Source organism: Pandoraea sputorum, from assembly GCF_000814845.2.
In the GTDB taxonomy this organism is placed as follows: domain Bacteria; phylum Pseudomonadota; class Gammaproteobacteria; order Burkholderiales; family Burkholderiaceae; genus Pandoraea; species Pandoraea sputorum.
In genome coordinates this window covers 3,413,866-3,439,844 of the sequence record NZ_CP010431.2, presented here as the reverse complement: position 1 = coordinate 3,439,844, position 25,979 = coordinate 3,413,866, and the positions used below count along the sequence as shown (strand labels likewise).

Annotated in this window: 22 protein-coding genes and 1 tRNA gene; 21 read left to right on the top strand and 2 right to left on the bottom strand. The window is 61.6% G+C overall.

Going from position 1 to position 25,979, the window contains the following annotated elements; genetic code table 11:
• Positions 1-61: 61 nt before the first annotated feature.
• Entirely contained in the window at positions 62-589 is a 528-nt protein-coding gene (locus NA29_RS15120; RefSeq protein ID WP_039399261.1) for an FKBP-type peptidyl-prolyl cis-trans isomerase, read from the top strand.
• Between the two features lie 298 nt (positions 590-887).
• Here NA29_RS15120 and NA29_RS15115 read toward each other — a convergent pair whose 3' ends face one another.
• Both NA29_RS15115 and mutS read right to left on the bottom strand, forming a co-directional pair.
• Positions 888-2,237 carry a hypothetical protein gene (locus NA29_RS15115; RefSeq protein ID WP_072633300.1) on the bottom strand — a complete coding sequence of 450 codons (1,350 nt, stop codon included), beginning with the start codon at positions 2,235-2,237 and terminating at the stop codon, positions 888-890.
• Positions 2,238-2,259: 22 nt separating this feature from the next.
• Positions 2,260-4,974: a DNA mismatch repair protein MutS gene (gene mutS, locus NA29_RS15110; protein WP_052252963.1), complete on the bottom strand. Its 2,715-nt coding sequence runs from the start codon at positions 4,972-4,974 to the stop codon at positions 2,260-2,262.
• Between the two features lie 334 nt (positions 4,975-5,308).
• Between mutS and NA29_RS15105 the strand changes: the two genes are divergently transcribed.
• The 20 genes from NA29_RS15105 (at position 5,309) to nuoN (ending at position 25,905) form a co-directional block, all read left to right on the top strand.
• Positions 5,309-7,282, top strand: a complete 1,974-nt coding sequence (locus NA29_RS15105; protein WP_039399256.1) for a sensor domain-containing diguanylate cyclase — start codon at positions 5,309-5,311, stop codon at positions 7,280-7,282.
• Between the two features lie 289 nt (positions 7,283-7,571).
• Positions 7,572-7,970 carry a response regulator transcription factor gene (locus tag NA29_RS25515; protein WP_084103784.1) on the top strand — a complete coding sequence of 133 codons (399 nt, stop codon included), beginning with the start codon at positions 7,572-7,574 and terminating at the stop codon, positions 7,968-7,970.
• Positions 7,971-8,368: 398 nt separating this feature from the next.
• Entirely contained in the window at positions 8,369-9,382 is a 1,014-nt protein-coding gene (locus NA29_RS15095; protein WP_039399251.1) for an NAD(P)H-quinone oxidoreductase, read from the top strand.
• A 191-nt stretch (positions 9,383-9,573) separates the two neighbouring features.
• Positions 9,574-10,341, top strand: coding sequence for a triose-phosphate isomerase (gene tpiA, locus NA29_RS15090; RefSeq protein WP_039403646.1), 768 nt, complete (start codon positions 9,574-9,576; stop codon positions 10,339-10,341).
• 100 nt (positions 10,342-10,441) lie between these two features.
• Complete coding sequence (gene secG, locus NA29_RS15085) at positions 10,442-10,810, top strand: preprotein translocase subunit SecG (RefSeq protein WP_039399249.1); 369 nt, start codon at positions 10,442-10,444, stop codon at positions 10,808-10,810.
• A 142-nt stretch (positions 10,811-10,952) separates the two neighbouring features.
• Positions 10,953-11,037 (top strand) — tRNA-Leu (locus NA29_RS15080).
• A gap of 130 nt (positions 11,038-11,167) precedes the next feature.
• Entirely contained in the window at positions 11,168-11,527 is a 360-nt protein-coding gene (locus NA29_RS15075; RefSeq protein WP_039368621.1) for an NADH-quinone oxidoreductase subunit A, read from the top strand.
• A gap of 48 nt (positions 11,528-11,575) precedes the next feature.
• Entirely contained in the window at positions 11,576-12,055 is a 480-nt protein-coding gene (locus NA29_RS15070) for a NuoB/complex I 20 kDa subunit family protein (RefSeq protein WP_010807413.1), read from the top strand.
• A gap of 12 nt (positions 12,056-12,067) precedes the next feature.
• Positions 12,068-12,667, top strand: a complete 600-nt coding sequence (locus NA29_RS15065) for an NADH-quinone oxidoreductase subunit C (RefSeq protein ID WP_039399247.1) — start codon at positions 12,068-12,070, stop codon at positions 12,665-12,667.
• A gap of 9 nt (positions 12,668-12,676) precedes the next feature.
• Entirely contained in the window at positions 12,677-13,930 is a 1,254-nt protein-coding gene (locus NA29_RS15060; protein ID WP_039399245.1) for an NADH-quinone oxidoreductase subunit D, read from the top strand.
• A gap of 171 nt (positions 13,931-14,101) precedes the next feature.
• Positions 14,102-14,602, top strand: coding sequence for an NADH-quinone oxidoreductase subunit NuoE (gene nuoE / locus NA29_RS15055; RefSeq protein ID WP_039399242.1), 501 nt, complete (start codon positions 14,102-14,104; stop codon positions 14,600-14,602).
• On the top strand, positions 14,599-15,891 hold the full coding sequence (nuoF, locus tag NA29_RS15050; RefSeq protein ID WP_039399241.1) for an NADH-quinone oxidoreductase subunit NuoF: 1,293 nt from the start codon (positions 14,599-14,601) through the stop codon (positions 15,889-15,891). Before nuoE ends, nuoF begins: the two co-directional genes overlap by 4 nt.
• A 29-nt stretch (positions 15,892-15,920) precedes the next feature.
• A complete protein-coding gene (gene nuoG / locus NA29_RS15045) occupies positions 15,921-18,233 on the top strand; it encodes an NADH-quinone oxidoreductase subunit NuoG (RefSeq protein ID WP_039399239.1) in 2,313 nt (770 codons plus the stop codon).
• Positions 18,234-19,298 (top strand): NADH-quinone oxidoreductase subunit NuoH, encoded by a 1,065-nt coding sequence (gene nuoH, locus NA29_RS15040; RefSeq protein WP_039399237.1) that lies wholly within the window; start codon positions 18,234-18,236, stop codon positions 19,296-19,298.
• A gap of 23 nt (positions 19,299-19,321) precedes the next feature.
• A complete protein-coding gene (gene nuoI, locus NA29_RS15035; RefSeq protein ID WP_039399235.1) occupies positions 19,322-19,813 on the top strand; it encodes an NADH-quinone oxidoreductase subunit NuoI in 492 nt (163 codons plus the stop codon).
• 80 nt (positions 19,814-19,893) lie between these two features.
• Positions 19,894-20,529, top strand: coding sequence for an NADH-quinone oxidoreductase subunit J (locus NA29_RS15030; RefSeq protein WP_039399233.1), 636 nt, complete (start codon positions 19,894-19,896; stop codon positions 20,527-20,529).
• A 9-nt stretch (positions 20,530-20,538) separates the two neighbouring features.
• Positions 20,539-20,850 carry an NADH-quinone oxidoreductase subunit NuoK gene (gene nuoK / locus NA29_RS15025; protein WP_023596640.1) on the top strand — a complete coding sequence of 104 codons (312 nt, stop codon included), beginning with the start codon at positions 20,539-20,541 and terminating at the stop codon, positions 20,848-20,850.
• A gap of 13 nt (positions 20,851-20,863) precedes the next feature.
• Entirely contained in the window at positions 20,864-22,915 is a 2,052-nt protein-coding gene (gene nuoL, locus NA29_RS15020; protein ID WP_039399231.1) for an NADH-quinone oxidoreductase subunit L, read from the top strand.
• An 18-nt stretch (positions 22,916-22,933) separates the two neighbouring features.
• The gene (locus NA29_RS15015; RefSeq protein ID WP_039399229.1) at positions 22,934-24,415 is read left to right on the top strand and encodes an NADH-quinone oxidoreductase subunit M; all 1,482 of its coding nucleotides are present in this window, start codon (positions 22,934-22,936) and stop codon (positions 24,413-24,415) included.
• 20 nt (positions 24,416-24,435) lie between these two features.
• On the top strand, positions 24,436-25,905 hold the full coding sequence (nuoN, locus tag NA29_RS15010; protein WP_084103782.1) for an NADH-quinone oxidoreductase subunit NuoN: 1,470 nt from the start codon (positions 24,436-24,438) through the stop codon (positions 25,903-25,905).
• Positions 25,906-25,979 lie beyond the last annotated feature (74 nt).

The window sequence follows — 25,979 nt, the reverse complement described above, 5'->3', positions numbered from 1 at the left end:
AGGAGCCGGGCCGCTGTCATACGGCTGCGCGTATAATGCGGGCTGTTTTTCGGAGAGTTTGATGAAGATCGAAAAGAATACCGTCGTCTCGGTGACTTACAAGTTGTCGGACGCTCAGGGCAACCTGATCGAAGAAAGCGGCGCCGAGCCGATGGTCTATCTGCACGGCGGCTATGATGGCACGTTCCCCAAGATCGAGGAAGCGCTCGATGGCCAGGACGTCGGCTTTGAGACCCAACTGCAACTGGAACCGACGGACGCCTTCGGCGACTACGATTCCGAGCTGATCAAGATCGAAGAGCGCGGCCGTTTCCCGGAACCGCTCGAAGTCGGCATGCAGTTCGAAGGCACGCCGGAAGATGGTGACGAAGAGGCCGACACGCTGATCTACACGGTGACCGACGTGGCCGACGACAAGGTCGTACTCGACGGCAACCACCCGCTCGCGGGCATGGCACTGCGCTTCGAACTGAAGGTGACTGACGTGCGTCAGGCCACCGAAGAGGAAATCGAGCACCAGCATGCGCATGGCGCGTCGGGTCTCGAGATCGTCGACGAGGACGAAGACGACGCGCCCACGCTGCATTAATCGCGGTACAAGCTGAGCGTCACTCGTGACGCGAAGCCTGCGAGCAGCATGAGCAAAAACGCCGGACAGGTGCATCGTGAAATGCGATGCGCCTGTCCGGCGTTTGCATTTTTAGGACGTGTATTTGCGCCCAGCGGAGGCGCGTGAGGCGGACGGAAACTTGGGCCTGATCCGAATCGATGATGCAAACCGGCTCAGTTGCCGTGCGCGCTACTGCGAGACGACGCTCTCGGGAGCATCGCGGGGCCGATCGGCATGACGCCCTCGTTCGGATCCAGACTGATGGCGGTATTGGTCGTCAGGCCAGAGGCCGGGTAGAGCACCGCGTAGGGCACGGATGCAGGGGTTGCGGTGGGCGTTGATGCAGGGTTGGCCGACGGCGTGGCATGGCCTGTGGGCGCAGTCCCGGGCACCGCAGCAGCCGGTGCATACACGCCGCTGCCTGTTGTCGCCCGTGCCGCGTCTGCCCCGAGGCGGCACCTTGTGCGGCTGTCGCACCGCTACTGCGCGGACTGCTGGCCGTTGGCGTGGCCGTGCTGTTCGGCGGCAGGAGTGCGCTCTCGAAGCGAAATAGCTGAGACGTTCGGGGATCGACGTGTACGCGCACCCATCGATTGCTCGTAGGAGACCCGAAGGTGCTTAGCTGCGTGAACGTCTTCACCAGTGCGCCATGAGCATCGCGCAAGGGTTGCGAGTGATGCATCGTCTTGCCGCTGTCGATCAGCAGAATCGGCCCTTTGAAGCGCGCCGCCAGGCGTTGCAACTGCGTGCGGAAATCCTTATAACCGTCCACGCCGCGACGCCCCGCACGATCCGAAAAGAGACCGCCCAGTCCGCCGCCGCGCGCTGGCTCGAACTCCGGGTCGGCCTGCGCAATGACGACGATGCCGAGCGCGTCCTTCTGCTGCGCGTAGACGAGCGCGTGTTGCAGCCAGATGCGCGTCGCAATCACCCGGTCTTCATGCTCACCATTCCGACCGCCTGCCGAGCGATAGTTATTGTTGTTGCCCGGAAGATTCACGCCGACGAAAACCACGCCGCGATAAAACCATCGCACGTTCTCGTGATACTGCCGAAAGCGCGCCATGTCGCTCTGACGCGTGAGGTCGAACTGCGCATAGCCGACGGGACCGGGGCCCAGTAGCGCGTCGTCGTCGAAGGCGTGATCGCGCAGGAAGTCGAGCCGCTCCACCGGGTTGTAACTGCCGTCCGTTGCACGTTCGCAATCGGCCCAGTCGTTCGCGCCGGGCACGTAGATCATCGGCTTGGGTGAGCTGGCCAGCAGGCTCAGACGCTGCGTGAGGAGGTCGTCGCGGCACGATTCCGAAACGCTTTTGAGATTGCCTGCGTGCACGACGAACGCCGCCGGGGTGTCGCCAATGCTCGCTAGCACACTGCGCGTGATGGGCACCTCAGTGCTGTTGAACGGGGTATTGCCGAGCACCGCGAACTCGAAAGGCGGCGGCTTGGCCGGTGCCTTGGGTTGTGTCTTCGCGGCGGTGCGGGTCGACGCCTTTGCACTGCCGGATGCGGTTGTCGCCGCTATCGCCGATATCGGGGCAAGCGCCAGCACCAACGTCACGAGACACGCGATCAGCAGGCCGGTACGGGTGTCATTCGTGACGTGTGGAGGACGAAGGCTCGACATATGGGCGGGTGCGGGTGTGGCGTCAGTCGTGCGTGCGCCCGCGTATCAGGCCTCGCAGTTCATACAGAAGATCGAGCGCTTCGCGCGGACGCAGATCGTCCGGATCGATTTCCGCCAGACGTGCCAGCGCCGCTTCCGACGCGGGGTCGAGAGCAGGGGCACTTTGCGCTCCCGCGCCGTTTGCGTGCGGTGTCATGGCGTCGTCGTCCGCATCCTCTTCGATCGGCTCAACGGCCGCGCGCGGCGCAAACAGATCGAGTTGAGGCGCAGCGGGATCGAGTGCCTGTTGTTCGAGCAGCGCGAGATGCTTGCGTGCCGCGCGAATGACCGGCATCGGTACACCCGCGAGTTGCGCCACTTGCAAGCCGTAACTCTGGCTTGCGGGGCCATCCTGCACGGCGTGCAGGAACACGATCCCTTCGCCGTGTTCTACCGCCGACAGGTGCACGTTCGCGCATTGCGGGAACTCGTCGGGCAATTGCGTCAGTTCGAAATAGTGCGTGGCGAAGAGGGTGTAGCACCGGTTGTGGCCGAGCAGGTGACGAGCGATGGCCCATGCGAGCGCGAGACCGTCGAAGGTCGACGTGCCGCGTCCGATTTCATCCATCAGCACAAGGCTCTGATCGGTGGCTGTGTGCAGAATCGCTGCCGATTCGGTCATCTCGACCATGAACGTCGAGCGACCGCCCGCGAGGTCGTCCGACGCGCCGATACGCGTGAAGATCGCGTCGAGCGGCCCGAGTCGCACGGCTTCGGCAGGCACGTAGCAGCCGACGTACGCCAGCAGCGCGATCAATGCGGTCTGACGCATGAACGTCGACTTACCGCCCATGTTCGGGCCGGTGATCAGCAGCAACCGACGTGGATCGCCCAGCGAGCAATCGTTCGCGATGAAACGCTCGACTTGCTGTTCGACGACAGGATGACGGCCCTGACGAATGTCGACCACACGGTCTTGCACCAGTTCGGGCTTCACCCAGCCGAGCGTTTCGGCGCGCTCGGCGAGCGACGCCAGTACGTCGAGCTGCGCGAGCGCCTGCGCAATACGTTTGAACTCGGTGATGTGCGGCAGAAGCGATTGCAGCAGTGCGTCGTAGAGCATCTTCTCGCGCGCGAGCGAGCGCTCCTGCGCCGACAGTGCCTTGTCCTCGAACGTCTTCAGTTCCGGCGTGATGTAACGCTCGGCGTTCTTGAGCGTCTGACGGCGGCGATAGTCGTCCGGCACCTTGTCGGTCTGACCGCGCGTGACTTCGATGTAGAAGCCGTGCACTTTATTGAACTCGACGCGCAGATTGTTGATGCCGGTGCGCGCGCGTTCGCGCGTTTCCAGATCGACGAGGAACTGGCCGCAGTTCTCGGAAATGTCGCGCAGTTCGTCGAGATCGGCATCGTGGCCGCGCGCGATGACACCGCCGTCGCGCAGCATGGCCGCGGGCTCTTCGGCGACGGCGCTCGTCAGCAGCGCGAGCGCATCGTCCGGAATCGCGAGGTCTTCGTGCAGGATGGCCAGCAGCGGCGAGCGCGCTTCGACCGCACGCAAGGTGGTGTGCAGCTCGGGCAGACGTCGCAGCGCATCGCGCAGGCTCGACAGATCGCGCGGACGCGCCGTCAGCAACGCCAGACGCGCGGTAATCCGCTCGACGTCGGCGACGTGACGCAGTTCGCTGTTGAGGGCGCGCCACGTACCGGGGCCTTCGAGCAGCGTCGCAATCGCCAACTGACGCGACTGCGGCACTTGCTGATCGCGCATCGGGTGGTGCAGCCAGTGACGCATCAGGCGGCTGCCCATCGTCGTACCGCAGGTGTCGAGCAGCGAGAGCAGCGTGGGCGATTCGGTGCCGCGCAGGGTCTCCGTGAGTTCCAGATTACGGCGTGTGGCGGCGTCAAGACCAATATAGGCCGCTTCTCGCTCCACGTTCAGACTTTGCACATGTCGCAGCGATTGACCTTGTGTGGCGGCTGCGTACTGCAATAACGCACCTGCTGCGCCCAGCGCGGGATCGAGACCGTCGCAACCGAACGCCGTCAGGCTGGCAACACCCAACTGGTCGCGCAGTCGTTGCGTGCCGGCGGCGGTATCGAAATGCCAGTCGGGTACGCGCGTCGTGGTGCCGAGCGAGAAGCTGCCAAAGGCTTCGACGGCGCTGTCGGGTACCAACGTTTCCGCGGGACGGATGCGTTCGAGTTCGCGCGGCAGTTTGTCGGCGGCGACTTCCATCAGGCGCAATTCGCCGCTAGCCAGCGACAGCCATGCCAGCCCCGCCATGCGTTCGCTGGCGCGTCTCGCGGGCGGCATCTGCACGGCGAGCAGGTATTGATCGACTTTGTCGCTGAGCAGCGCGGCATCCGTGAGCGTGCCGGGGGTGACGATACGTACGACCTTACGCTCGACCGGCCCCTTGGAGGTCGCCGGATCACCGATCTGCTCGCAGATGGCGACGGATTCGCCGAGCTTGACCAGCTTGCCGAGGTACTGCTCGACGGCGTGATGCGGCACGCCGGCCATGCGGATCGGCTGGCCGCCGGATTGCCCGCGGGCGGTGAGTGTGAGGTCGAGCAGGCGCGCGGCTTTGGCGGCGTCGTCGTGGAAGAGTTCGTAGAAATCGCCCATGCGGTAGAAGACCAGCATGTTCGGATGCTCGGCCTTGATGCGCGTGTACTGCTGCATCATCGGCGTCATGGCGGGTGTCGCAGTGGCTGCGGCCGGTGCCGCGGGAGTCGCTTGGGTGCTCGTCATGAATGAATTCGGGTCGGGCAAGTCGGGTCACGAAGCACGCCGGCGGGGATTTCCGCCCGGCGCAGCTCTCGGTGAGGCGGCAGGAAAAATTTCTTCGGTCTTGCCGGTTTGCACCATCGTGGCGCGTTGGATGCGCAATTTTACGACGGGTTCGGGTCGCGCCGTTATCCATCCGCTATCGATGTCACTCATCGGTGCCGATGGGGATGCCACGTGCAGGCGTCAACCGGGCGTCGAATATTTCTCAAGTTTCCTGAAAATGTGCCGTTTCGGGTGGTAATCTCTCGCAAAAATAAGCGAAAGCAAAACAAAAGCTACTCTCGTACGGGCCAGCATGGTGAAGTCGTTGAAGGGACGGGTCGCAGCGGCGACAGCACTCGTCTCGATGATATTGATCGTCGGATTGGCCGTCGGGATCGAGTTTTTCGTCTATGGCGAGTTGCGAAGCTCGATGCAGGCGCAGCTGGACACGCATGTCAAGCTCGCGGCCGATCAGCTAGACGACAAGCTGCGCGCCAAATTCATCGAGCTGCACCGCATGGCGCGCAATATCGGCGACCCCGCCGCCATGACGCCCGAGCAGTTCGAGACCTTCGTGGCGCGCTCGGTGTCGATGCCGGAGACGTTCAATACGATCTTCGTGGCCGCGCCTGACGGTCATCTGTTCTACGACTCCACCTTCGCTGCAACGCCCATCAATATCGCTGACCGCGACTACTTCCGGCAGTTGCTGGCGGGCGCGCCGCAATCGGCGTCCAGTGTGATTGCGGGCAAGATCACCGCTTCACCGGGCATCGTCCTCGCCGTGCCGGTGACAAACGCGCAGGGCAAGGTGATCGCCGTTGTCGGCGGCGCGGTCAATCTGTTGCGTCAGAACTTTATCGTCGATCTCGCCAGCAACAGTGTCGGTGAGACGGGGCGGTACTGCCTGATCACGAACGAGACGCCGCCGCGCTACGTCATTCAGGCGGACGTCACCAAGATTCTGACGCCCGTCGGCCCGGTGCAGACGATGTGCGGCGTGCGCGATTCCGGTTCGAACGACATCGTCCATATGCATCCGCTGGTGGCACGCGCCCCGATGTCGACAACCGGCTGGAACGTCGTGGCGGTGCTGCCCGGGGCAGAGGCGTTCGATCCGATTTCTCGCGTTCGGCGTCAGGTGGTGCTGCTGGCCATCGCCGCGATCGGCATTGCGGCACTCGTGATGTGGTGGGTGGCGCGGCGCTTGCTGCGTCCGCTCGACACGCTGCGCGATCTGGTCGAGCGCAGCGCTGGCGACATGCGCGCGGTGCAATCGTTGCCCGTGCAGCGTGCCGACGAAATCGGGGCGCTCGCGAACACGTTCCGCACCATGATGGAGCAACTGAGCGAACGCACGGAAGCACTTGAAATGTCACGTGAGGCGGCGCGTGCGCACGTGCGGCGGATGCAGGAAGTGGCGGACCGGGTGCCGTATCTCGTCGCGTTTCTGGATGGCGACGAGCGGTTTGCCTTTGTGAACCGCGCGTGCGAGGTGCGGCTGCGGCGTCCGAGAGACCGCATTCTTGGCGTGACGGCACGTGAGTTGCTCGGGCCGTCGCTGTATCGCGAGTTCGCGCCACATCTCGCGCGTGCCTTCGCTGGCGAGGTGGCCACGTTTGTTTGGGACTTCGGTGAAGACTCGGCCTATCGATGCTTCGAAGTGAGCTATCAGCCGGAGTGGGCAACACATAACGTGCTGGCCGGCGTTCACGTGTTCGTGCGTGATATCACCGTCGAGCGCTCGAACGAGCGGCGCTGGCGTCGCGAGTCGCATACGGACCATCTGACGGGCCTGCTCAATCGCAAGGGCTTCGATCAGGCGTTGTCGGGCGCGGTGCGTCGCGCGCGCGAAGGGGCGGGTGCACAGGCACTGTTGTTCGTCGATCTGGATCGCTTCAAGGTGGTCAACGATACCTGGGGTCATTCGCTGGGCGACGAGTTGCTTCGGCGTCTCGCGAAACGATTGCTCGCGAGCGTGCGCGAGGGGGATGTGATTGCCCGCTTCGGGGGCGACGAATTCGCCGTGATCATGCGCGACGTGCAGGACTTGCTCGACGTCGAACGCGCGGCGATGGCCATTCTCGATGCAGCGTCGCGTCCGATGATGCTCTCGGTCGGTGAAGTGTCAGTGGGTGCTTGCGTCGGTGTGGCGATGGTCGCGCGCAACGAAGACAAAACGCCCGATATGCTGTTCGAAGCGGCCGATCGCGCCCTCTACGAAGCGAAGCACGGCGGACGGGGGCGATTCGTCCTCAGCCACGGCAACGCCGAACGCGCGCCATAAGCGGGTGCGATGGACTCGTGCAATGGGTGGGTGCCTGCCTGGATGTCGTAAGCGGGCGCTCACTGGGGGTGCCGCATCGTTGCGTCAACCGTTCCCTTGCGTTAGGCGCAGGCAATCGAAAGCGCGTCAGCGATCATCTTCCCTGAAGTTACGAGCGTCGATTGTCTGACGCACAATGAGCGACGCCCGTTGTCGGCGATGTGCTCGGTGGTCGTTCGCGCGGCCGCTGCCGGTCGGGTGTGGGGATGTCTTCAGGAGGTTTCGAAAGTCTTCGTAAAAGGAGGCGGGCATGAAACTGGTAAGCGGACGAGGCCGTGCAGTCACGCGGGCGGTTTCCGACGCAGGGTGGCGCGACGTTGGCCGGATAGGCAAGGTGTCCGGTGAAGGCGCGCGCCATGATCCACCGCGGGCCTTGCATCGCAGACCACGAACGCGCTCGGAGACCGATGCGCGGGACAACGATGCGAGACATTGCAGTTTGTCGGTTCGTGAAAACGAAGTGTTTCATATGCTGGTCGACGGCCTGGCCGTCAACGAGGTCGCCCACGCGCTGCATCTGAGCGAGCGGACGGTCGCATCACATGTCGCCCATATTCTGGATAAGCTCGCGCTCGGCGACAGTGCGGAACTGATCGGCTACGCCATCCGGCACGGTCTGATCGATGAGGGGAGCGAGGGCGTCGCCTGAGGCGTATTCGGTGCGAAGCGGGTCCTCACACGGCAAGTCAACCCGGCGCGTCGCGAACGGTCGTCATGAGCGTTGCGGCGCGCCCGTCAAACCGGAGCCTGCGTAGCGCTTCCCTTGCGCTTGCGCGGCCTCCTATTCGTCCGACATCGCTTCCCGCGTCCCGATTAATTCGGAATCGCTTTGCCGATGCGCTGCGCGTGCATTTGCGGCCGACGCGATTGCGCAGTCGGTGATATGGTGCAGGCTCAACAAAATTTTCACGGAAGGTGCGTGTCATGACGGACGAGCCGCGCGAAGCGTCGGTCCGAATGTCTGCGCGTCACCATCGACATCCCAACAAGAAGGGGCGGCGCTTTGCTTGCGTGGCGAGACCGCTCTTGGAATCGAGGACAGACACGATGAAGGCCATCGAGATCACCCAGTACGGCGCACCGGAGGTGCTTAAGCTCACCGAGCGTGCGCGTCCAGAACTCAAGCCGGGTGAGGTGCTCATCAAGGTGAGCGCCTCGGGCGTCAACCGCCCGGACGTGCTTCAGCGCATCGGCCAGTACCCGGTCCCGCCGGGCGCATCGGACCTGCCGGGGCTGGAAGTGGCGGGCGAAATCGTGGAGGGCGCGCAAGGTGTGCTTGAAGGCGCGGACAACCGCTGGGGCCTGAAGGTCGGTTCGCGGGTGTGTGCGCTGGTGCAGGGCGGCGGTTACGCCGAGTACTGCACCGCGCCGCTGGCGCAGGTGCTGCCGGTGCCCGATGGGTTGTCGGATGTCGAGGCGGCATCGCTGCCGGAGACGTTCTTCACGGTCTGGAGCAATGTGTTCGATCGCGCGCGTCTTGGCGAGACTGAAGCCGGTGAAAAGGAAACGCTGCTGGTGCAGGGCGGGACGAGCGGGATCGGCGTGACGGCGATTCAACTGGCCGTGGCGCTCGGCCATCGCGTGTTCGCCACCGCAGGCTCCGAAGACAAGGCGCGCGCGTGCGAGACGCTCGGCGCAGAGCGCGGCATCAACTACAAGACGGAAGACTTTGTCGCCGTGACGAAGGAACTCACCAAGGACCGCGGCGTGGACGTCGTCCTCGATATGGTGGGCGGCGATTATCTGCCGCGCGAAGTGCAGGCGCTGGCGTTCGATGGACGTATCGCGATCATCGCGCTGCTGGGCGGTAGCAAGGCGACGCTGGATATGGGGGCGCTGCTGCGTCGCCGTCTCACCGTGACGGGCTCGACGCTGCGTCCGCGCTCGGTAGCCTTCAAGGCCGCCATTGCGAAGAACCTGCACGACAAGGTCTGGCCGTTGCTCGCCGCAGGCAAGATCCGTCCCGTGATTTATCAGACGTTTCCGGCCGAACAGGCGGACAAGGCCCATGCTTTGATGGAAACGAGTACACACGTCGGCAAGATTGTGCTGACCTGGTAAGCGCGTTCTGTCCGATTCGCCGGGGCCAATGCTGTGAATCCGCGTGAATGCCCCATTTCATGCGGTTTCGCACGTTGGAATGCCGGCGAAATTGACCCCTGTGCCTCAGACGCACTAGAATGAGAGGTTTTTCGTCTATACGCATTGGGGGATAAGGCGTGACAACTGGTACCGCAGCTTCGGCTCGCACCATCAGCCGTAAGGCTGGCAAGCTCGTCGTGGGCAATTGGAAACTGCATGGCAGTCTGGCCGGCAATGAGGCGCTGTTGGGCGACCTGCTGGCGTCGCCTGTGCTGAGCGCGCCGGGCGTGACTGCGGCCGTTTGTGTGCCGTTCCCCTATCTCGCACAATGCCAGACCCGCCTCTCGGGGCAGGTGCTGGGCTTCGGTGCGCAGGACGTATCGGCGCAAGTGAACGGCGCGTTCACGGGCGAAGTTGCCGCGCAGATGATCGCCGAATTCGGAGCGAAGTTCGTGATCGTCGGTCACTCGGAGCGTCGTGCTTATCACGGCGAGACGGATGCGAGCGTGGCGGCGAAGACGCTGCGCGTGCTCGATGCCGGTATGACGCCGATCGTGTGCATCGGCGAGACGCTTGCCGAGCGCGAAGCCGGTGAGACGACGGCAGTCGTTACGCGCCAGCTCGAAACGGTGCTCGCGGCACTGACGGCCGAACAAGCTACGCAGATTGTCGTTGCCTACGAACCGGTCTGGGCGATCGGCACGGGCAAGACGGCGACGTCGGCGCAAGCGCAGGAAGTGCATGCGCATCTGCGTTCGCTGCTGCGTGCGAAGGGTGAGGCGGTTGTGGACGTGGCGGTGTTGTACGGCGGCAGTGTGAAGCCGGACAATGCGGCCGAACTGTTCTCGATGGCGGACGTCGATGGGGGGTTGATCGGCGGTGCGGCATTGAAGGCAGCAGATTTTCTGGCGATTTGCGAGGCAGGTCTGTCGCGCTGATGCCAATACCGTTTGTTGTAACGGTATGAAATAGTCATGACGCAGTGCATCAATTTCGCTGCGAATCGGATGAATTGGATTCTTCTATACGGGTGGTGAGATGGGGTTGTTGAAAACGTTGTTGATCGTGGTGCAGGTGCTTTCCGCGCTGGGCATCATCGGTCTTGTGTTGTTGCAACATGGCAAGGGCGCCGACATGGGTGCGGCATTCGGCAGCGGTTCGTCGGGCAGTCTTTTCGGCGCATCGGGCTCGGCCAACTTCCTGTCGCGCACCACCGCTGCACTGGCTGCCGTGTTCTTCGTGACCACGCTGGGCCTGACTTATTTGGGTTCGTACAAGCCGGCATCAAACATCGGTGTCCTTGGTAATTTGCCTGCAGCGACGGCGCCGGCAACGGCCTCCGCACCTGCTGCAGCAAGTGCTCCGGCACCCGCTTCGGCCGCGAATCCGCAAGACGTGCCGAAGTAATTCGCATTGCGTTTGTGACAAGTAATACGTTGTAAAGAAAGTTGAAAAAAAATCGATTTGTGCATTGAACAAAATGCCGAAGGGCGCTAATATAGCGGTCTTGAAGCGATTCGTAAGTGACAGCGGATTGCAGACTATGAATGCCGACGTGGTGAAATTGGTAGACACGCTATCTTGAGGGGGTAGTGGCGAAAGCTGTGCGAGTTCGAGTCTCGCCGTCGGCACCACAGTTCTACGATGCCAGCCTTGCGTTTATGCTTTGGCTGGCATTTTATTTTGTGCTCACCGTTCATCCGCTTTCCGGTCCCCACACCATCGACGAGAGCGGTTCTTTGAACTAACCGAAAGAGGGTAGAGTTGAACCTCGGAACCTATTATCCCGTCCTGCTGTTTCTTCTGGTAGGTGGCGGTCTTGGGGCGGTCCTGATTGGCGTCGGTAAATTCCTCGGCCCCAACAATCCCGACAGCGAAAAACTCTCTCCGTACGAGTGCGGCTTCGAGGCTTTCGAAGACGCGCGCATGAAGTTCGATGTGCGCTACTATCTCGTCGCCATCCTTTTCATCCTGTTCGATCTCGAAACGGCATTTCTGTTTCCGTGGGGCGTCGCCCTGCGCGATATCGGCTGGGTGGGCTTTATCTCCATGATGGGTTTCCTGCTTGAACTGCTGGTTGGTTTCGTTTTCCTGTGGAAGCGCGGTGCGCTCGACTGGGAATAAGACCGTCAACGTAACTGGCAGCATTGCAGAAGGATTCAGGGTAAGCATATGAGCATCGAAGGGGTTTTGCGCGAAGGGTTCGTCACCACCACGGCTGACAAACTCATCAACTGGACGCGTACGGGTTCGCTTTGGCCGATGACGTTCGGTCTCGCGTGCTGTGCCGTTGAAATGATGCACGCCGGCGCGGCGCGTTACGATCTGGACCGGTTTGGCGTGGTGTTCCGCCCGAGCCCGCGTCAGTCGGACGTGATGATCGTGGCCGGTACGCTGTGTAACAAGATGGCGCCCGCGCTGCGCAAGGTCTACGACCAGATGGCCGAGCCGCGCTGGGTGATCTCGATGGGGTCGTGCGCCAACGGCGGCGGCTACTATCACTATTCCTACTCGGTGGTGCGCGGTTGCGATCGCATCGTGCCGGTCGACGTCTACGTGCCGGGCTGTCCGCCGACGGCCGAGGCGCTGGTCTACGGCATCATCCAGTTGCAGTCGAAGATCAAGCGGACTGCGACGATCGCGCGTAAATAACCGCTACCGCCCATGTCTACACTAGAAAAACTCAAGACCACCCTGCAAAACGTGCTTGGCCCCCGGGCCGAGCAGTTGGTGGAAGCCCTCGACGAGCTCACGCTCACCGTCAAGGCTAGCGACTATCTCGAAGTGGCGCGTACGCTGCGCGATCATCCCGAGCTGAAGTTCGAGCAACTGATGGACCTTGCCGGTCTCGACTATTCGGCTTACGGCGATGGCGCTTACGATGGTCCGCGTTACGCCGCTGTGTCGCATCTGCTCTCGCTCACCCATAACTGGCGTCTGCGTGTGCGCGTGTTCGCACCGGAAGACGATCTGCCGGTCGTGGCATCGCTGATCGATCTGTGGAGCTCGGCCGACTGGTTCGAGCGCGAAGCATTCGATCTGGTCGGTATCGTGTTCGAAGGTCACCCGGACCTGCGCCGTATTCTCACGGATTACGGCTTCATCGGTCACCCGTTCCGCAAGGACTTCCCGACGTCGGGTTATGTCGAGATGCGTTACGACCCGGAGCAGAAGCGAGTGATCTATCAGCCGGTGACGATCGAGCCGCGCGAAATTACGCCGCGCATCATCCGCGAAGAGCATTACGCCGGTCTGAAACATTAAGGTGGCCTTGTGGCAGACATCAAGAACTACACCCTGAACTTCGGTCCGCAGCACCCGGCCGCGCACGGCGTGCTGCGCCTGGTGCTCGAGCTGGACGGCGAAGTCATCCAGCGTGCCGATCCGCACATCGGCCTGTTGCACCGTGCGACCGAAAAACTCGCCGAATCGAAGACATTCCTGCAATCCGTGCCGTACATGGATCGTCTCGATTATGTGTCGATGATGTGCAATGAGCACGCATACGTCATGGCGATCGAAAAGCTGCTCGGCGTCGACGTGCCGATTCGCGCACAATACATCCGTGTGATGTTCGACGAGATCACGCGCGTGCTGAACCACTTGATGTGGATCGGTTCGCACGCCCTCGACGTTGGCGCGATGGCCGTGTTCCTGTACGCCTTCCGTGAGCGCGAAGATCTGTTCGACGTGTACGAAGCCGTATCGGGCGCACGTATGCACGCGGCCTACTATCGTCCGGGCGGCGTGTATCGCGACCTGCCGGACACGATGCCGAAATATCGTGCGTCGAAGATTCACAACGAACGCGCGATCAAGAAGATGAACGAAGCACGCGAAGGCTCGCTGCTCGACTTCATCGAAGATTTCGCCATCCGTTTCCCGAAGTGTGTCGACGAGTACGAAACGCTGCTCACCGATAACCGTATCTGGAAGCAGCGTCTGGTGGGTATCGGCGTGGTGTCGCCTGAGCGCGCGATGCAGCTCGGCTTCTCCGGCGCGATGCTGCGCGGTTCGGGCATTGCCTGGGACTTGCGCAAGAAGCAGCCGTACGAAGTGTACGACCGCCTCGATTTCGAAATTCCGGTGGGTAAGGAAGGCGATTGCTACGACCGTTATCTGGTGCGCGTGGAAGAAATGCGCCAGTCGGCCAGCCTGATCCGCCAGTGCGTGAAGTGGCTGCGTGAGAATCCGGGTCCGGTGATCACCGACAACCACAAGGTGGCTCCGCCGTCGCGCGTCGAAATGAAGTCGAACATGGAAGAGCTGATTCACCATTTCAAGCTCTTTACGGAAGGCTTCCATGTGCCCGCCGGCGAGACGTATGCCGCTGTCGAGCATCCGAAGGGCGAGTTCGGTATCTATCTGGTGTCGGACGGTGCCAACAAGCCGTATCGCCTGAAGATTCGTGCGCCGGGCTTTGCCCACCTTTCGGCGCTCAACGAGATGGCGAAGGGCCACATGATTGCCGATGCTGTGGCGATCATCGGTACCCAGGACATCGTGTTCGGCGAGATCGATCGCTAAGTGCGCAGCGGACGCTTCGCGCGTTCGCGAGTTTTATTCGGCGGGGTTTCGCAGGTCGATACCGTTGCCGTTCCAGTAGCCGTGCCAGTCGTGCGTGGGCAGTCGAAAAAAATCGACGCGCCCGCGCTGGCACGAGCGGGGATAACGTTTTAGAGAACCGTCGGATCGGAAATGCTTTCTCCCGAAGCCCTGAAGAAAATCGACCGTGCCGTTGCCAAATACCCTGCCGAGCAGAAGCAGTCGGCAGTGATGCACGCCCTTGCCGTAGCGCAGGTCGAAAAAGGCTGGTTGTCGCCCGAAGTGATGCAATTCGTGGCGGACTACCTCGAGATGCCCGCAGTCGCGGTGCAAGAGGTCGCAACCTTCTACACCATGTTCAACACGAGCCCGACGGGCAAGTTCAAGTTGACCGTGTGCACGAACCTGCCTTGCCAGCTCACGCGTGGCGAAGAAATGGCCAAGTACCTGAAGGAGAAGCTGGGCGTCGAGTATGGCGACATCACGCCCGACGGTCTCTTCACGGTCAAGGAAGGCGAGTGCATGGGCGCTTGTGGCGACGCTCCCGTCATGCTGGTGAATAACCATCGCATGTGCGGCTTCATGAACGAAGAAAAGGTCGACGCGCTCATCAACGAGCTGACGGCCAAGGGTGCTGCAGGAGAGAAAGCATGACGTCGCTGCACAATCGTCACATCAAGCCGCTGATTCTTGCCGATCTGAACGGCGAGAACTGGCACCTCGAAGATTACGTCAAGCGCGGTGGTTACCAGCAGCTCGCACGTATTCTGAAAGAAGGCATCACGCCGGAGCAGGTGATCGCCGACGTCAAGGCGTCGGGCCTGCGTGGTCGTGGAGGCGCAGGCTTCCCGACCGGTCTGAAGTGGAGCTTCATGCCGCGCGCGTTCCCGGGACAGAAGTACCTCGTCTGCAATTCGGACGAAGGCGAGCCGGGTACGTTCAAAGACCGCGACATCATGCGCTACAACCCGCATTCGCTGATCGAAGGGATGGCCATCGGTGCCTACGCCATGGGCATTTCGGTCGGCTACAACTACATCCACGGTGAAATCTACGAAGTGTACGAACGCTTCGAGGAAGCCCTGGACGAAGCGCGCGCAGCCGGTTATCTGGGCAACAACATTCTTGGCACGGACTTCTCGTTCGAGTTGCACGCTCACCACGGTTACGGTGCGTACATCTGCGGCGAAGAGACCGCGTTGCTCGAATCGCTCGAAGGCAAGAAGGGGCAGCCGCGTTTCAAGCCGCCTTTCCCGGCGAGCTTCGGTCTGTACGGTAAGCCTACGACCATCAACAACACCGAAACGTTCGCAGCCGTTCCGTTCCTGCTGGCCACGGGCCCGCAGCAATATCTGGAAATGGGCAAGCCGAACAACGGTGGCACCAAGATCTTCTCGGTGTCGGGCGACGTCGAGCTGCCGGGTAACTACGAAGTGCCGCTGGGCACGCCGTTCGGCGAACTGCTGGAACTGGCCGGTGGTATGCGCGGTGGCAAGAAGCTCAAGGCAGTGATTCCTGGCGGTTCGTCGGCACCTGTTGTGCCTGCCGGTCTGATGATGGAAACCACGATGGACTACGACAGCATCGCCAAGGCTGGCTCGATGCTGGGTTCGGGCGCGGTGATCGTCATGGACGAAACGCGTTGCATGGTGAAGTCGCTGCTGCGTTTGTCGTACTTCTACTACGAAGAATCGTGCGGTCAGTGCACGCCGTGCCGTGAAGGTACTGGCTGGCTGTGGCGCGTGGTCAATCGTATCGAGCACGGTGAAGGCCGCAAGGAAGATCTGGACCTGCTCAACTCGGTGGCCGAGAACATCATGGGCCGTACCATTTGCGCGCTGGGCGATGCCGCAGCGATGCCGGTGCGCGGCATGCTCAAACACTTCTGGGACGAGTTCGCCTACCACGTCGAGCACAAGCATTGCTTGGTCGGCGCTCACTAATCCCTTTTGACGGTTGGCATTGAACCGCTATGGTTGAAATCGAAATTGACGGCCAAAAGGTCGAGGTGCCCGAAGGCAGCATGGTGATCCAGGCTGCCAAGAAGAACGGCACCTATATTCCCCACTTCTGTTACCACAAGAAGCTGTCCATCGCTGCGAACTGCCGCATGTGCCTGGTCGAGGTCGAGAAGGCCCCGAAGGCGGTGCCGGCATGCGCTACGCCGGTGGCTAACGGCATGATCGTGCGTACGAACTCCGAGAAGGCTGTGAAGGCACAGCAATCGGTGATGGAATTCCTGCTGATCAACCACCCGCTCGACTGCCCGATCTGCGATCAGGGTGGTGAGTGCCAACTGCAAGATCTGGCAGTGGGTTACGGTAAGTCGGCTTCGCGCTATCAGGAAGAGAAGCGCGTGGTGTTCCACAAGAACGTGGGTCCGCTCATCTCGATGGAAGAGATGTCGCGCTGCATTCACTGCACCCGTTGCGTGCGTTTCGGCCAGGAAGTGGCCGGCGTCATGGAATTCGGCATGCTGGGTCGCGGCGAGCACTCGGAAATCACGTCGTTCGTCGGCAAGACGGTCGACTCCGAACTCTCGGGCAACATGATCGACCTGTGCCCGGTCGGTGCACTGACCTCGAAGCCGTTCCGCTACAGCGCCCGTACGTGGGAACTGTCGCGCCGCAAGTCGGTGAGCCCTCACGATGGCGTGGGCGCGAACCTCGTGGTGCAAGTGAAGAACAACAAGGTCATGCGCGTTGTGCCGCTCGAAAACGAAGCGGTCAACGAGTGCTGGATCTCGGACAAGGATCGCTTCTCGTACGAAGGCCTGAACAGCGACGAACGTCTCACCAAGCCGATGCTCAAGCAGGGCGGCGAGTGGCACGAAGTCGACTGGCAGACGGCGCTTGAGTACGTCGGTCATGGTCTGACGGACATCATCCGCGACTTCGGCGCCGACGCCGTTGCCGCGCTGGCTTCGCCGCACGCCACGATCGAAGAACTGCACCTGCTGCAGAAGTTCGTGCGTGCGCTGGGTAGCGACAACGTCGACTTCCGTCTGCGTCAGACGGATGTGTCGGGCGGCACCCAGGGTGCCCCGTGGCTCGGCCTGCCGATCGCCGAACTCGATACGCTGCAAAGCGCGCTGGTCGTCGGCTCGTTCCTGCGTAAGGATCATCCGCTGTTCGCTTCGCGTCTGCGTTCGGCTGTGAAGGCCGGTGGTCAACTGAATCTGCTGCACGCTTCGGACGACGATCTGCTGGTGAAGCTCGCCAACAAGATCATTGCTGCGCCGAGCGCCTGGGTGAGCGAACTGGCAGGTATCGCCGTCGCCGCTGCGGCTGCCAAGGGCGTTGCCGCCCCGGCAGAACTGGCCGGTGTGAACGCCAGCGACGCCGCCAAGGCGATCGCCGCTTCGCTGGTCAACGGCGAGCGTCGTGCGATTCTGCTGGGTAACGCCGTTGTCCAGCATCCGCAATTCGCTCAACTGCACGCCATCGCGCAAGTGATCGCTGACATCACCGGTGCGAAGCTGGGTTTCCTGACGGAAGGTGCAAACACGGTGGGCGGTTATGCCGTGAAGGCTTTGAACGCGAAGGGTGCTGCGGCACTGTTCGCACAACCGCGTCAGGCTTACCTGCTGCTCAACGCCGAGCCGGAGTTCGACTCGGCCGACGCGAAGCAAGCACTCACGGCGTTGACCGCCGCGAAGATGGTCGTCTCGCTCTCGCCGTTCAAGCACGGCCTCGAATACGCCGACGTGTTGCTGCCGATCGCTCCGTTCACGGAAACGGCCGGTACGTTCGTCAACGCCGAAGGTCTGCCGCAACACTTCAACGGTGTGGTGCGTGCGCTGGGCGACACGCGTCCGGGCTGGAAGGTGCTGCGCGTGCTGGGCAACCTGCTCAAGCTGCAAGGTTTCGAGCAAGACACCGCCGAGCAGGTGCGTGACGAAGCGCTGGCCGGTTTCTCGGCCGCGTCGCTTGACAACCGTGCCCGCGCGGCACTGGTGGCGCCGAAGGCCGCAGGTCAAGGTCTGGAGCGTCTGGCCGATGTGCCGATCTACGCTGCCGACGCTCTCGTGCGCCGCGCACCGTCGCTGCAACTGACCAACGATGCCAAGGCTGCGCTGCGCGCAACGCTGCCGGCTGCGCTGTTCGACAGCCTGGGTCTCGCCAAGGGCGACGCGGTTCGCGTGCGTCAGGGCGACGCCGTGGTCACGCTGCCGGCCGCTCGCTCGGAAACGCTGCCCGCCAATGTGGTGCGTGTGCCGGCCGCCACGCCGGCGTCCGCCGCGCTTGGCGCGATGTTCGGTGAAATCTCGGTGGAGAAGGCGTAAATGAGCCTGAACGAAGTCATCAATCAATACGGCACGCAGCTGCTGGGCGTTGCCTGGCCGACGGTGTGGGCGCTGGTCCGCATTCTCGTCGTGGCCGTGATTCTGCTGCTGTGCGTGGCGTATCTGATTCTGTGGGAGCGTAAGCTCATCGGCTGGATGCACGTGCGTCTCGGTCCGAACCGCGTGGGTCCGGCAGGTTTGCTCCAGCCGATCGCCGACGTGTTGAAGCTGTTGCTCAAGGAAGTGATCACGCCGTCGCAAGTCAGCAAAGGCATTTACGCCATTGCTCCGGTGATGGCCGTGTTGCCGGCGTTCGCTATCTGGGCGGTGATCCCGTTCCAGCCGGGTGCGGTGCTGGCCGACGTGAACGCTGGTCTGCTCTACGCGATGGCCATTTCGTCGATCGGCGTCTACGGCGTGATTCTTGCCGGCTGGGCGTCGAACTCGAAGTACGCCTTCCTCGGCGCAATGCGTGCATCGGCTCAGATGATTTCGTATGAAATCGCCATGGGCTTCGCGCTGGTGACGGTGCTGATGACGGCCGGCTCGCTCAACCTGTCGGACATCGTGCGCTCGCAAGAGCACGGCATGTTCGCGGGCATGGGGCTGAACCTGCTGTCGTGGAACTGGATTCCGCTGCTGCCGATGTTCGTCGTCTACTTCATCTCGGGCATTGCGGAAACGAACCGCCACCCGTTCGACGTGGTGGAAGGCGAGTCGGAAATCGTGGCCGGTCACATGATCGAATACTCGGGCATGGGCTTCGCCCTGTTCTTCCTGGCCGAGTACATCAACATGATCATCATCTCGGCGCTGGCCTCGGTGCTGTTCCTGGGTGGCTGGAGTGCGCCGTTCGGCTTCCTGTCGTTCATCCCGGGTGTGTTCTGGCTGGCTTTCAAGGTGTTCCTGCTGCTGTCGGTGTTCATCTGGGTGCGTGCGACGTTCCCGCGCTACCGCTACGACCAGATCATGCGTCTGGGCTGGAAGGTGTTCCTGCCGTTGACGATCCTCTGGGTGATCGTGGTTGGGGGCTGGATCATGTCGCCCTGGAACATCTGGGGCTGAGGCGAACGGAGTAGAGGAATCCCATGGTAAGGGCAATCAAGGACTTTTTCGGCAGTTTCCTGTTGTTGGAACTGCTCAAGGGCATGGCGCTCACAGGGCGCTACACGTTCGCACGCAAGGTGACGGTGCAGTTTCCGGAAGAGAAGACGCCGCTGTCGCCGCGTTTTCGCGGTCTGCACGCACTGCGCCGTTATCCGAACGGCGAAGAACGTTGCATCGCTTGCAAGTTGTGCGAAGCCGTGTGCCCGGCAATGGCAATCACGATCGAATCGGATGTGCGTGAAGACAATACCCGTCGCACCACGCGCTACGACATCGATCTGACCAAGTGCATCTTCTGCGGCTTCTGCGAAGAAAGCTGCCCGGTGGACTCGATCGTCGAAACGCACATTCTCGAGTATCACGGCGAGAAGCGTGGCGATCTGTACTTCACCAAGGAGATGCTGCTCGCGGTGGGCGATCGTTACGAAAACGAAATCGCGGCGGCCAAGGCGGCCGATGCGCCGTACCGTTAAAGCAGGGCAGGGCGCGGTGCTTGGGTAGCGCGCCCGGTACGGCAACAGACGTTGGCTAATTCTCGGCACACCCGGTGATTATGGAATTCACAACTTTTCTTTTTTACGTGTTTGCGCTGATCCTCGTGATCTCCGGCCTGAAGGTCGTGACCTCGCGCAACCCCGTACAGTCGGCACTGTTCCTGGTGCTGGCCTTCTTCAATGCTGCGGCGATCTGGATGCTGCTCGAAGCCGAGTTTCTGGCAATCATGCTGGTGCTCGTCTACGTCGGCGCGGTGATGGTGCTGTTCCTGTTCGTGGTGATGATGATCGACATCAATCTCGACGAACTGCGTCGCGGCTTCGGTAAGTTCATTCCGCTGGCGAGTGCCGTCGGCGCGATCATGATCGTCGAAGCAGCCCTCGTGCTGATGCGCGGCTACGGTGCCACGCGTGCTCCGGTCAAGGCCGTGTCGGCACCGGACGTGTCGAACACCAAGGCGCTCGGCGTTGCGCTCTACACCGACTACATCTTCGCCTTCGAAGTGGCAGGTCTGATCCTGCTGGTGGCCGTCGTGGCAGCCGTTGCGCTCACGATGCGTACCCGTAAGGACCACAAACAGACCGACCCGAGCAAGCAGGTGCGCGTGAAGAAGCGCGACCGCGTGCGTCTGGTGTCGATGCCCGCCGAAGCCCGGCAGCAATCCACCGGCACTGACAAGCCGGCGGCGGAATAAGGAGACAGCATGATGTCGTTGTCGCTAGCGCATTACCTGGTGTTGGGCGCGATTCTGTTCGCGATCAGCATTACCGGTATCTTCCTCAACCGCAGAAATGTGATTGTGCTGCTCATGGCCATCGAGCTGATGTTGCTCGCGGTCAATCTGAACTTCGTCGCGTTCTCGCATTACCTGGGCGACATTGCCGGCCAGGTATTCGTGTTCTTCATTCTTACGGTGGCCGCCGCAGAAGCTGCGATCGGTCTGGCTATTCTGGTCACGCTGTTCCGTAAGCTCGAAACGGTCAACGTCGAAGATCTCGACCGCCTCAAGGGTTAAAGCGAACGCTGTTATGGCATCCACATTGAATCCCAACCTGCTGCTCGCGATTCCGCTGGCGCCGCTCGTCGGCTCCATGATTGCCGGCCTGTTCGGCAAGCAAGTCGGACGCGCGGGCGCCCACACGGTCACGATCCTCGGCGTGCTGGTCGCGTTTGTCCTGTCGGTCATGACCTTTATCGACGTGTTGAACGGGGCGAGCTTTAACGCCACGGTCTACGAATGGGCGCGCATCGGCGAACTCAAGCTCGAGATCGGTTTCCTCGTCGACACGCTCACCGTCACGATGATGTGCGTGGTCACGTCCGTCTCGCTCATGGTGCACATCTACACCATCGGCTATATGGCGGAAGATCCTGGCTACCAGCGCTTCTTCTCGTACATCTCGCTGTTCACGTTCTCGATGTTGATGCTCGTGATGAGCAACAACTTCCTGCAACTGTTCTTCGGCTGGGAAGCGGTGGGTCTGGTCTCGTACTTGCTGATCGGTTTCTGGTACACGCGTCCGACCGCGATCTACGCCAACATGAAGGCGTTCCTGGTCAACCGCGTGGGCGACTTCGGCTTCCTGCTCGGTATCGGTCTGATTCTGGCGTTCACCGGCACGCTGAACTACAGCGAAGTGTTCGCCAAGGCCAACGACGTTGCAGCCCTGTCGTTCCCGGGCACCGACTGGCGTCTGATTACGGTGGCTTGTATCTGCCTGTTCATCGGTGCGATGGGTAAGTCGGCACAGTTCCCGCTGCACGTCTGGCTGCCGGACTCGATGGAAGGCCCGACCCCGATCTCGGCACTGATTCACGCGGCTACGATGGTGACGGCGGGTATCTTCATGGTGAGCCGTATGTCGCCGCTGTTCGAACTGTCGGACACCGCGCTGTCGTTCATCACGATCATCGGTGCGATTACGGCGTTGTTCATGGGCTTCCTGGGCATGATCCAGAACGACATCAAGCGTGTCGTGGCCTACTCGACGCTCTCGCAACTCGGTTACATGACGGTCGCGCTTGGCGTGTCGGCCTACCCGGTCGCCATCTTCCACCTGATGACGCACGCGTTCTTCAAGGCGCTGCTGTTCCTCGGTGCCGGTTCGGTGATCATGGGTATGCACCACGATCAGGACATGCGCAACATGGGCGGTCTGTGGAAGTACATGCCGATCACGTGGATCACGTCACTGCTGGGTTCGCTGGCGCTGATCGGCACGCCTTTCTTCTCAGGCTTCTACTCGAAGGACTCGATCATCGAAGCGGTTGCCGCCTCGCATCTGCCGGGTTCGGGCTTCGCCTACTTCGCAGTGGTCGCGAGTGTGTTCGTCACGGCGTTCTACTCGTTCCGTATGTACTTCCTGGTCTTCCACGGCAAGGAGCGTTTCGGTCAGGCGCATGCGCATGATCATCACGACGCGCACCACGAGGAAGAAGAGGATTCGCACGACGAGCACCACGGTCTGGCCCCGGGTCAGAAGCCGCACGAGTCGCCGGCTGTCGTCACGATTCCGCTGATTCTGCTGGCGATCCCGTCGGTCATCATCGGTGCCATCGCGATTGCTCCGATGCTCTTCGGCGAGTTCTTCAAGCAAGGCGTGGCGTTCAAGGACGTGATCTTCGTCGGCGAGAATCACCCGGCGATGGAAGAGCTCGGCCACGAGTTCCACGGCTGGGTGGCCATGGCGCTGCACTCGTTCGGCACACTGCCGATCGCACTGTCGGCACTGGGCATCATTCTGGCGGCGTTCTTCTACCTCAAGCGTCCGGACATTCCGGAAGCGCTGAAGAACCGGTTCTCGGGCGTCTACAACTTGCTCGACAACAAGTACTACATGGACAAGATCAACGAAGTGGTCTTCGCCAAGGGCGCGCTCAAGATTGGTCGCGGCCTGTGGAAGGCGGGCGATCAGGGTCTCATCGACGGCGCCGTCGTGAATGGCAGCGCGCGTCTGGTGGGCTGGTTCGCTGGCGTCATCCGCTTCGCACAATCCGGTTACATCTATCACTACGCGTTCGCCATGATCATCGGCATGCTCGGGCTCCTGACGCTGTTTGTGACGTTGAACGGCAAGTAATAGGGGGAGCCAATAATAATGCAATCGCTACCGCTTCTGAGTCTGGCCATCTGGCTGCCCATCATCTCGGGGATCGTTATCCTCGCGGTGGGTAACGACCGCAATCCGGGTGTCGCACGCGCGCTGTCGCTTATCGGCTCGCTGCTGAGCTTCCTGGTCACGCTGCCGCTGATCTCGAACTTCGACGCCAAGGCCTCTTCGTTCCAGTTCGTCGAGAAATCGAGCTGGATCGAACGCTTCCACATCAACTACTTCCTCGGCATCGACGGCATCTCGCTGTGGCTCGTCGTGCTGACCGCCCTCATCACGGTGATCGTGGTGATCGCGGGCTGGGAAGTGATCACCGAACGCGTGGCGCAGTACATGGCCGCGTTCCTGATCCTCTCCGGTCTGATGATCGGCGTGTTCTCGGCACAGGACGGCTTGCTGTTCTACGTGTTCTTCGAAGCCACGCTGATCCCGATGTACCTGATCATCGGTATCTGGGGTGGTCCGAATCGCGTGTACGCCGCGTTCAAGTTCTTCCTGTACACGCTGCTCGGCTCGCTGCTGATGCTGGTTGCGCTGATCTATCTGTACAACGCAACGGGTTCGTTCACGCTGACCGACTGGTACGCCGCGAAGCTGCCGATGAACGTGCAGATACTGCTGTTCGTGGCCTTCTTCATGGCCTTCGCCGTGAAGGTGCCGATGTGGCCGGTGCACACCTGGCTGCCGGACGCCCACGTGGAAGCACCGACGGGTGGCTCGGTCGTGCTGGCCGCCATCATGCTGAAGCTCGGTGCGTACGGTTTCCTGCGCTTCTCGCTGCCGATCGCACCGGACGCCAGTCACTATCTGTCGGGCTTCATGGTCGCGCTTGCGCTCATCGCCATCGTCTACATCGGCCTCGTGGCTCTGGTGCAGACGGATATGAAGAAACTGGTGGCTTACTCGTCGATCGCTCACATGGGCTTCGCAATCCTCGGCTTCTTCATGTTCAGCGAAATCGGCATGCAGGGCGCGATGGTGCAGATGATCTCGCACGGTTTCGTGTCGGGCGCCATGTTCCTGTGTATCGGTGTGCTGTATGACCGCATGCACTCGCGCAACATCGCCGACTACGGCGGTGTGGTCAACACGATGCCGAAGTTCGCCGCGTTCCTGATGCTGTTCGCCATGGCCAACAGCGGTCTGCCGGCAACGTCGGGCTTCGTGGGTGAGTTCCTGGTGATTCTGGGCGCTGTGAAGCTGAACTTCTGGGTGGGCCTGCTGGCTGCCACCTCGCTGATCACTGGTGCGGCCTACTCGCTGTGGATGTACAAGCGCGTGATTTTCGGCGCGATCGCCAACGATCATGTGCGCGAGCTGGTCGACATCAACAAGCGCGAGTTCTTCATGCTCGCGGTGCTGGCAGCGCTCACGTTGTTCATGGGTATCTATCCGAAGCCTTTTACGGACCTGATGCATACCTCCGTGGTTAACCTCCTCGCCCACGTGGCGCAGACCAAGCTGCCGTAATCGGGGAGGACATCTAGATCATGCAAAACATTAATCTGCTGCCTGCGTTGCCAGAGGCCATCCTGCTGCTCATGATCCTCGTGATCATGATGTGCGACGCGTTCCTCGGCCAGACGCGCAAGCTCAACTACGTGCTGGCGCTCATCACGTCGGCTGTCGTGTCGGTGCTGTGGGCTTGCAACGCCGCCGACCCGGCGTCGCATTACCTGTTCGGCAATGTGTTCGTCGCCGACCCGATGTCGAACCTGCTCAAGGCCTTCGGTGGTCTGGCAACGTTCGTCACATTCATCTACGGCCAGAAGTATCTGGAAGCCCGCGGTCTTGCCCGTGGCGACTTCTATGTCCTCAGCCTGTTCTCGCTGCTGGGCCTGTCGGTGATGATCTCGGGCAATAGCTTCCTGACGCTGTATCTGGGTCTGGAACTGATGTCGCTGTCGCTGTATGCGCTCGCCGCCGTGTGGCGCGATTCGACTAACGCGACCGAGTCGGCCATGAAGTACTACGTGCTGGGCGCGCTGGCTTCGGGCTTCTTGCTGTACGGTATGTCGATGATGTACGGCGCGACGGGCTCGCTCGAACTCGCCAAGGTCTTCGAAGTGATCGCTTCTGGCGCCGTGAACAAGATCGTGCTGGTGTTCGGCGTGGTCTTCGTGGTCGCCGGCCTCGCGTTCAAGCTGGGTGCTGCGCCGTTCCACATGTGGGTGCCGGACGTCTATCAGGGCGCACCGACTCCGGTCACGCTGCTTATCGGCGGTGCACCGAAGCTGGGTGCCTTCGCGCTGCTGCTGCGCTTGCTGGTGGAAGGCATGCTGCCGCTGGCGATCGACTGGCAACAGATGCTGATCATCCTGGCGGTGCTCTCGCTGGTGATCGGTAACCTGACGGCTATCGTGCAGACCAACGTCAAGCGTCTGCTGGCTTACTCGACGATCTCGCACATGGGCTTCGTGCTGCTGGGCATGCTCTCGGGTGTGGTGGGCGGCAAGATCGACGGCATCGCCGACGCATACGGTTCGTCGCTGTTCTACAGCGTGATCTATCTGCTCACGACGCTGGGTACGTTCGGTATCGTGTTGCTGCTCTCACGCAAGGGCTTCGAAGCCGAGAACCTCTCGGATCTGAAGGGCCTGAACCAGCGCAGCCCGTGGTTCGCCTTCGTCATGCTGATGTTGATGTTCTCGCTGGCCGGCATTCCGCCGCTGGCAGGCTTCTACGCCAAGCTGGCCGTGCTGCAGGCCGTTGTGAACGCCGGTATGGTGTGGCTGGCAGTGGTCGCGGTGGTCGCCTCGCTGATCGGTGCGTTCTACTACCTGCGTGTCGTGAAGCTGATGTACTTCGACAAAGCCGACGACACCAATGCGCTTGAAGGCAGCGGTACGATGCGCTTCGTGCTGTCGATCAACGGTCTGGCCATGCTGTATCTCGGCCTGATGCCGGGTTCGTTGATGGACTGGTGCCTGCGCACGATCAAGCTGACGCTGGCGAGCTAACTCGCCGGAGACGACTTCACGCAGTAATGTGACGCGCTCAGGGCAGATCGGAACGATCTGCCCTGCCGTTTGAC

Excerpts from the sequence above, each read along its gene's own strand:
- NA29_RS15065 (WP_039399247.1), top strand. The coding sequence starts at position 12,068 with ATGTCTACACTAGAAAAACTCAAGACCACCCTGCAAAACGTGCTTGGC.
- nuoF (WP_039399241.1), top strand. The coding sequence starts at position 14,599 with ATGACGTCGCTGCACAATCGTCACATCAAGCCGCTGATTCTTGCCGAT.
- NA29_RS15030 (WP_039399233.1), top strand. The coding sequence starts at position 19,894 with ATGGAATTCACAACTTTTCTTTTTTACGTGTTTGCGCTGATCCTCGTG.
- secG (WP_039399249.1), top strand. The coding sequence starts at position 10,442 with ATGGGGTTGTTGAAAACGTTGTTGATCGTGGTGCAGGTGCTTTCCGCG.
- nuoH (WP_039399237.1), top strand. The coding sequence starts at position 18,234 with ATGAGCCTGAACGAAGTCATCAATCAATACGGCACGCAGCTGCTGGGC.
- nuoI (WP_039399235.1), top strand. The coding sequence starts at position 19,322 with ATGGTAAGGGCAATCAAGGACTTTTTCGGCAGTTTCCTGTTGTTGGAA.
- NA29_RS15120 (WP_039399261.1), top strand. The coding sequence starts at position 62 with ATGAAGATCGAAAAGAATACCGTCGTCTCGGTGACTTACAAGTTGTCG.
- NA29_RS15015 (WP_039399229.1), top strand. The coding sequence starts at position 22,934 with ATGCAATCGCTACCGCTTCTGAGTCTGGCCATCTGGCTGCCCATCATC.
- NA29_RS15105 (WP_039399256.1), top strand. The coding sequence starts at position 5,309 with ATGGTGAAGTCGTTGAAGGGACGGGTCGCAGCGGCGACAGCACTCGTC.
- NA29_RS15115 (WP_072633300.1), bottom strand. The coding sequence starts at position 2,237 with ATGTCGAGCCTTCGTCCTCCACACGTCACGAATGACACCCGTACCGGC.
- nuoL (WP_039399231.1), top strand. The coding sequence starts at position 20,864 with ATGGCATCCACATTGAATCCCAACCTGCTGCTCGCGATTCCGCTGGCG.
- nuoE (WP_039399242.1), top strand. The coding sequence starts at position 14,102 with ATGCTTTCTCCCGAAGCCCTGAAGAAAATCGACCGTGCCGTTGCCAAA.
- mutS (WP_052252963.1), bottom strand. The coding sequence starts at position 4,974 with ATGACGAGCACCCAAGCGACTCCCGCGGCACCGGCCGCAGCCACTGCG.
- nuoK (WP_023596640.1), top strand. The coding sequence starts at position 20,539 with ATGATGTCGTTGTCGCTAGCGCATTACCTGGTGTTGGGCGCGATTCTG.
- NA29_RS15070 (WP_010807413.1), top strand. The coding sequence starts at position 11,576 with ATGAGCATCGAAGGGGTTTTGCGCGAAGGGTTCGTCACCACCACGGCT.
- NA29_RS25515 (WP_084103784.1), top strand. The coding sequence starts at position 7,572 with ATGAAACTGGTAAGCGGACGAGGCCGTGCAGTCACGCGGGCGGTTTCC.
- NA29_RS15095 (WP_039399251.1), top strand. The coding sequence starts at position 8,369 with ATGAAGGCCATCGAGATCACCCAGTACGGCGCACCGGAGGTGCTTAAG.
- nuoN (WP_084103782.1), top strand. The coding sequence starts at position 24,436 with ATGCAAAACATTAATCTGCTGCCTGCGTTGCCAGAGGCCATCCTGCTG.
- nuoG (WP_039399239.1), top strand. The coding sequence starts at position 15,921 with ATGGTTGAAATCGAAATTGACGGCCAAAAGGTCGAGGTGCCCGAAGGC.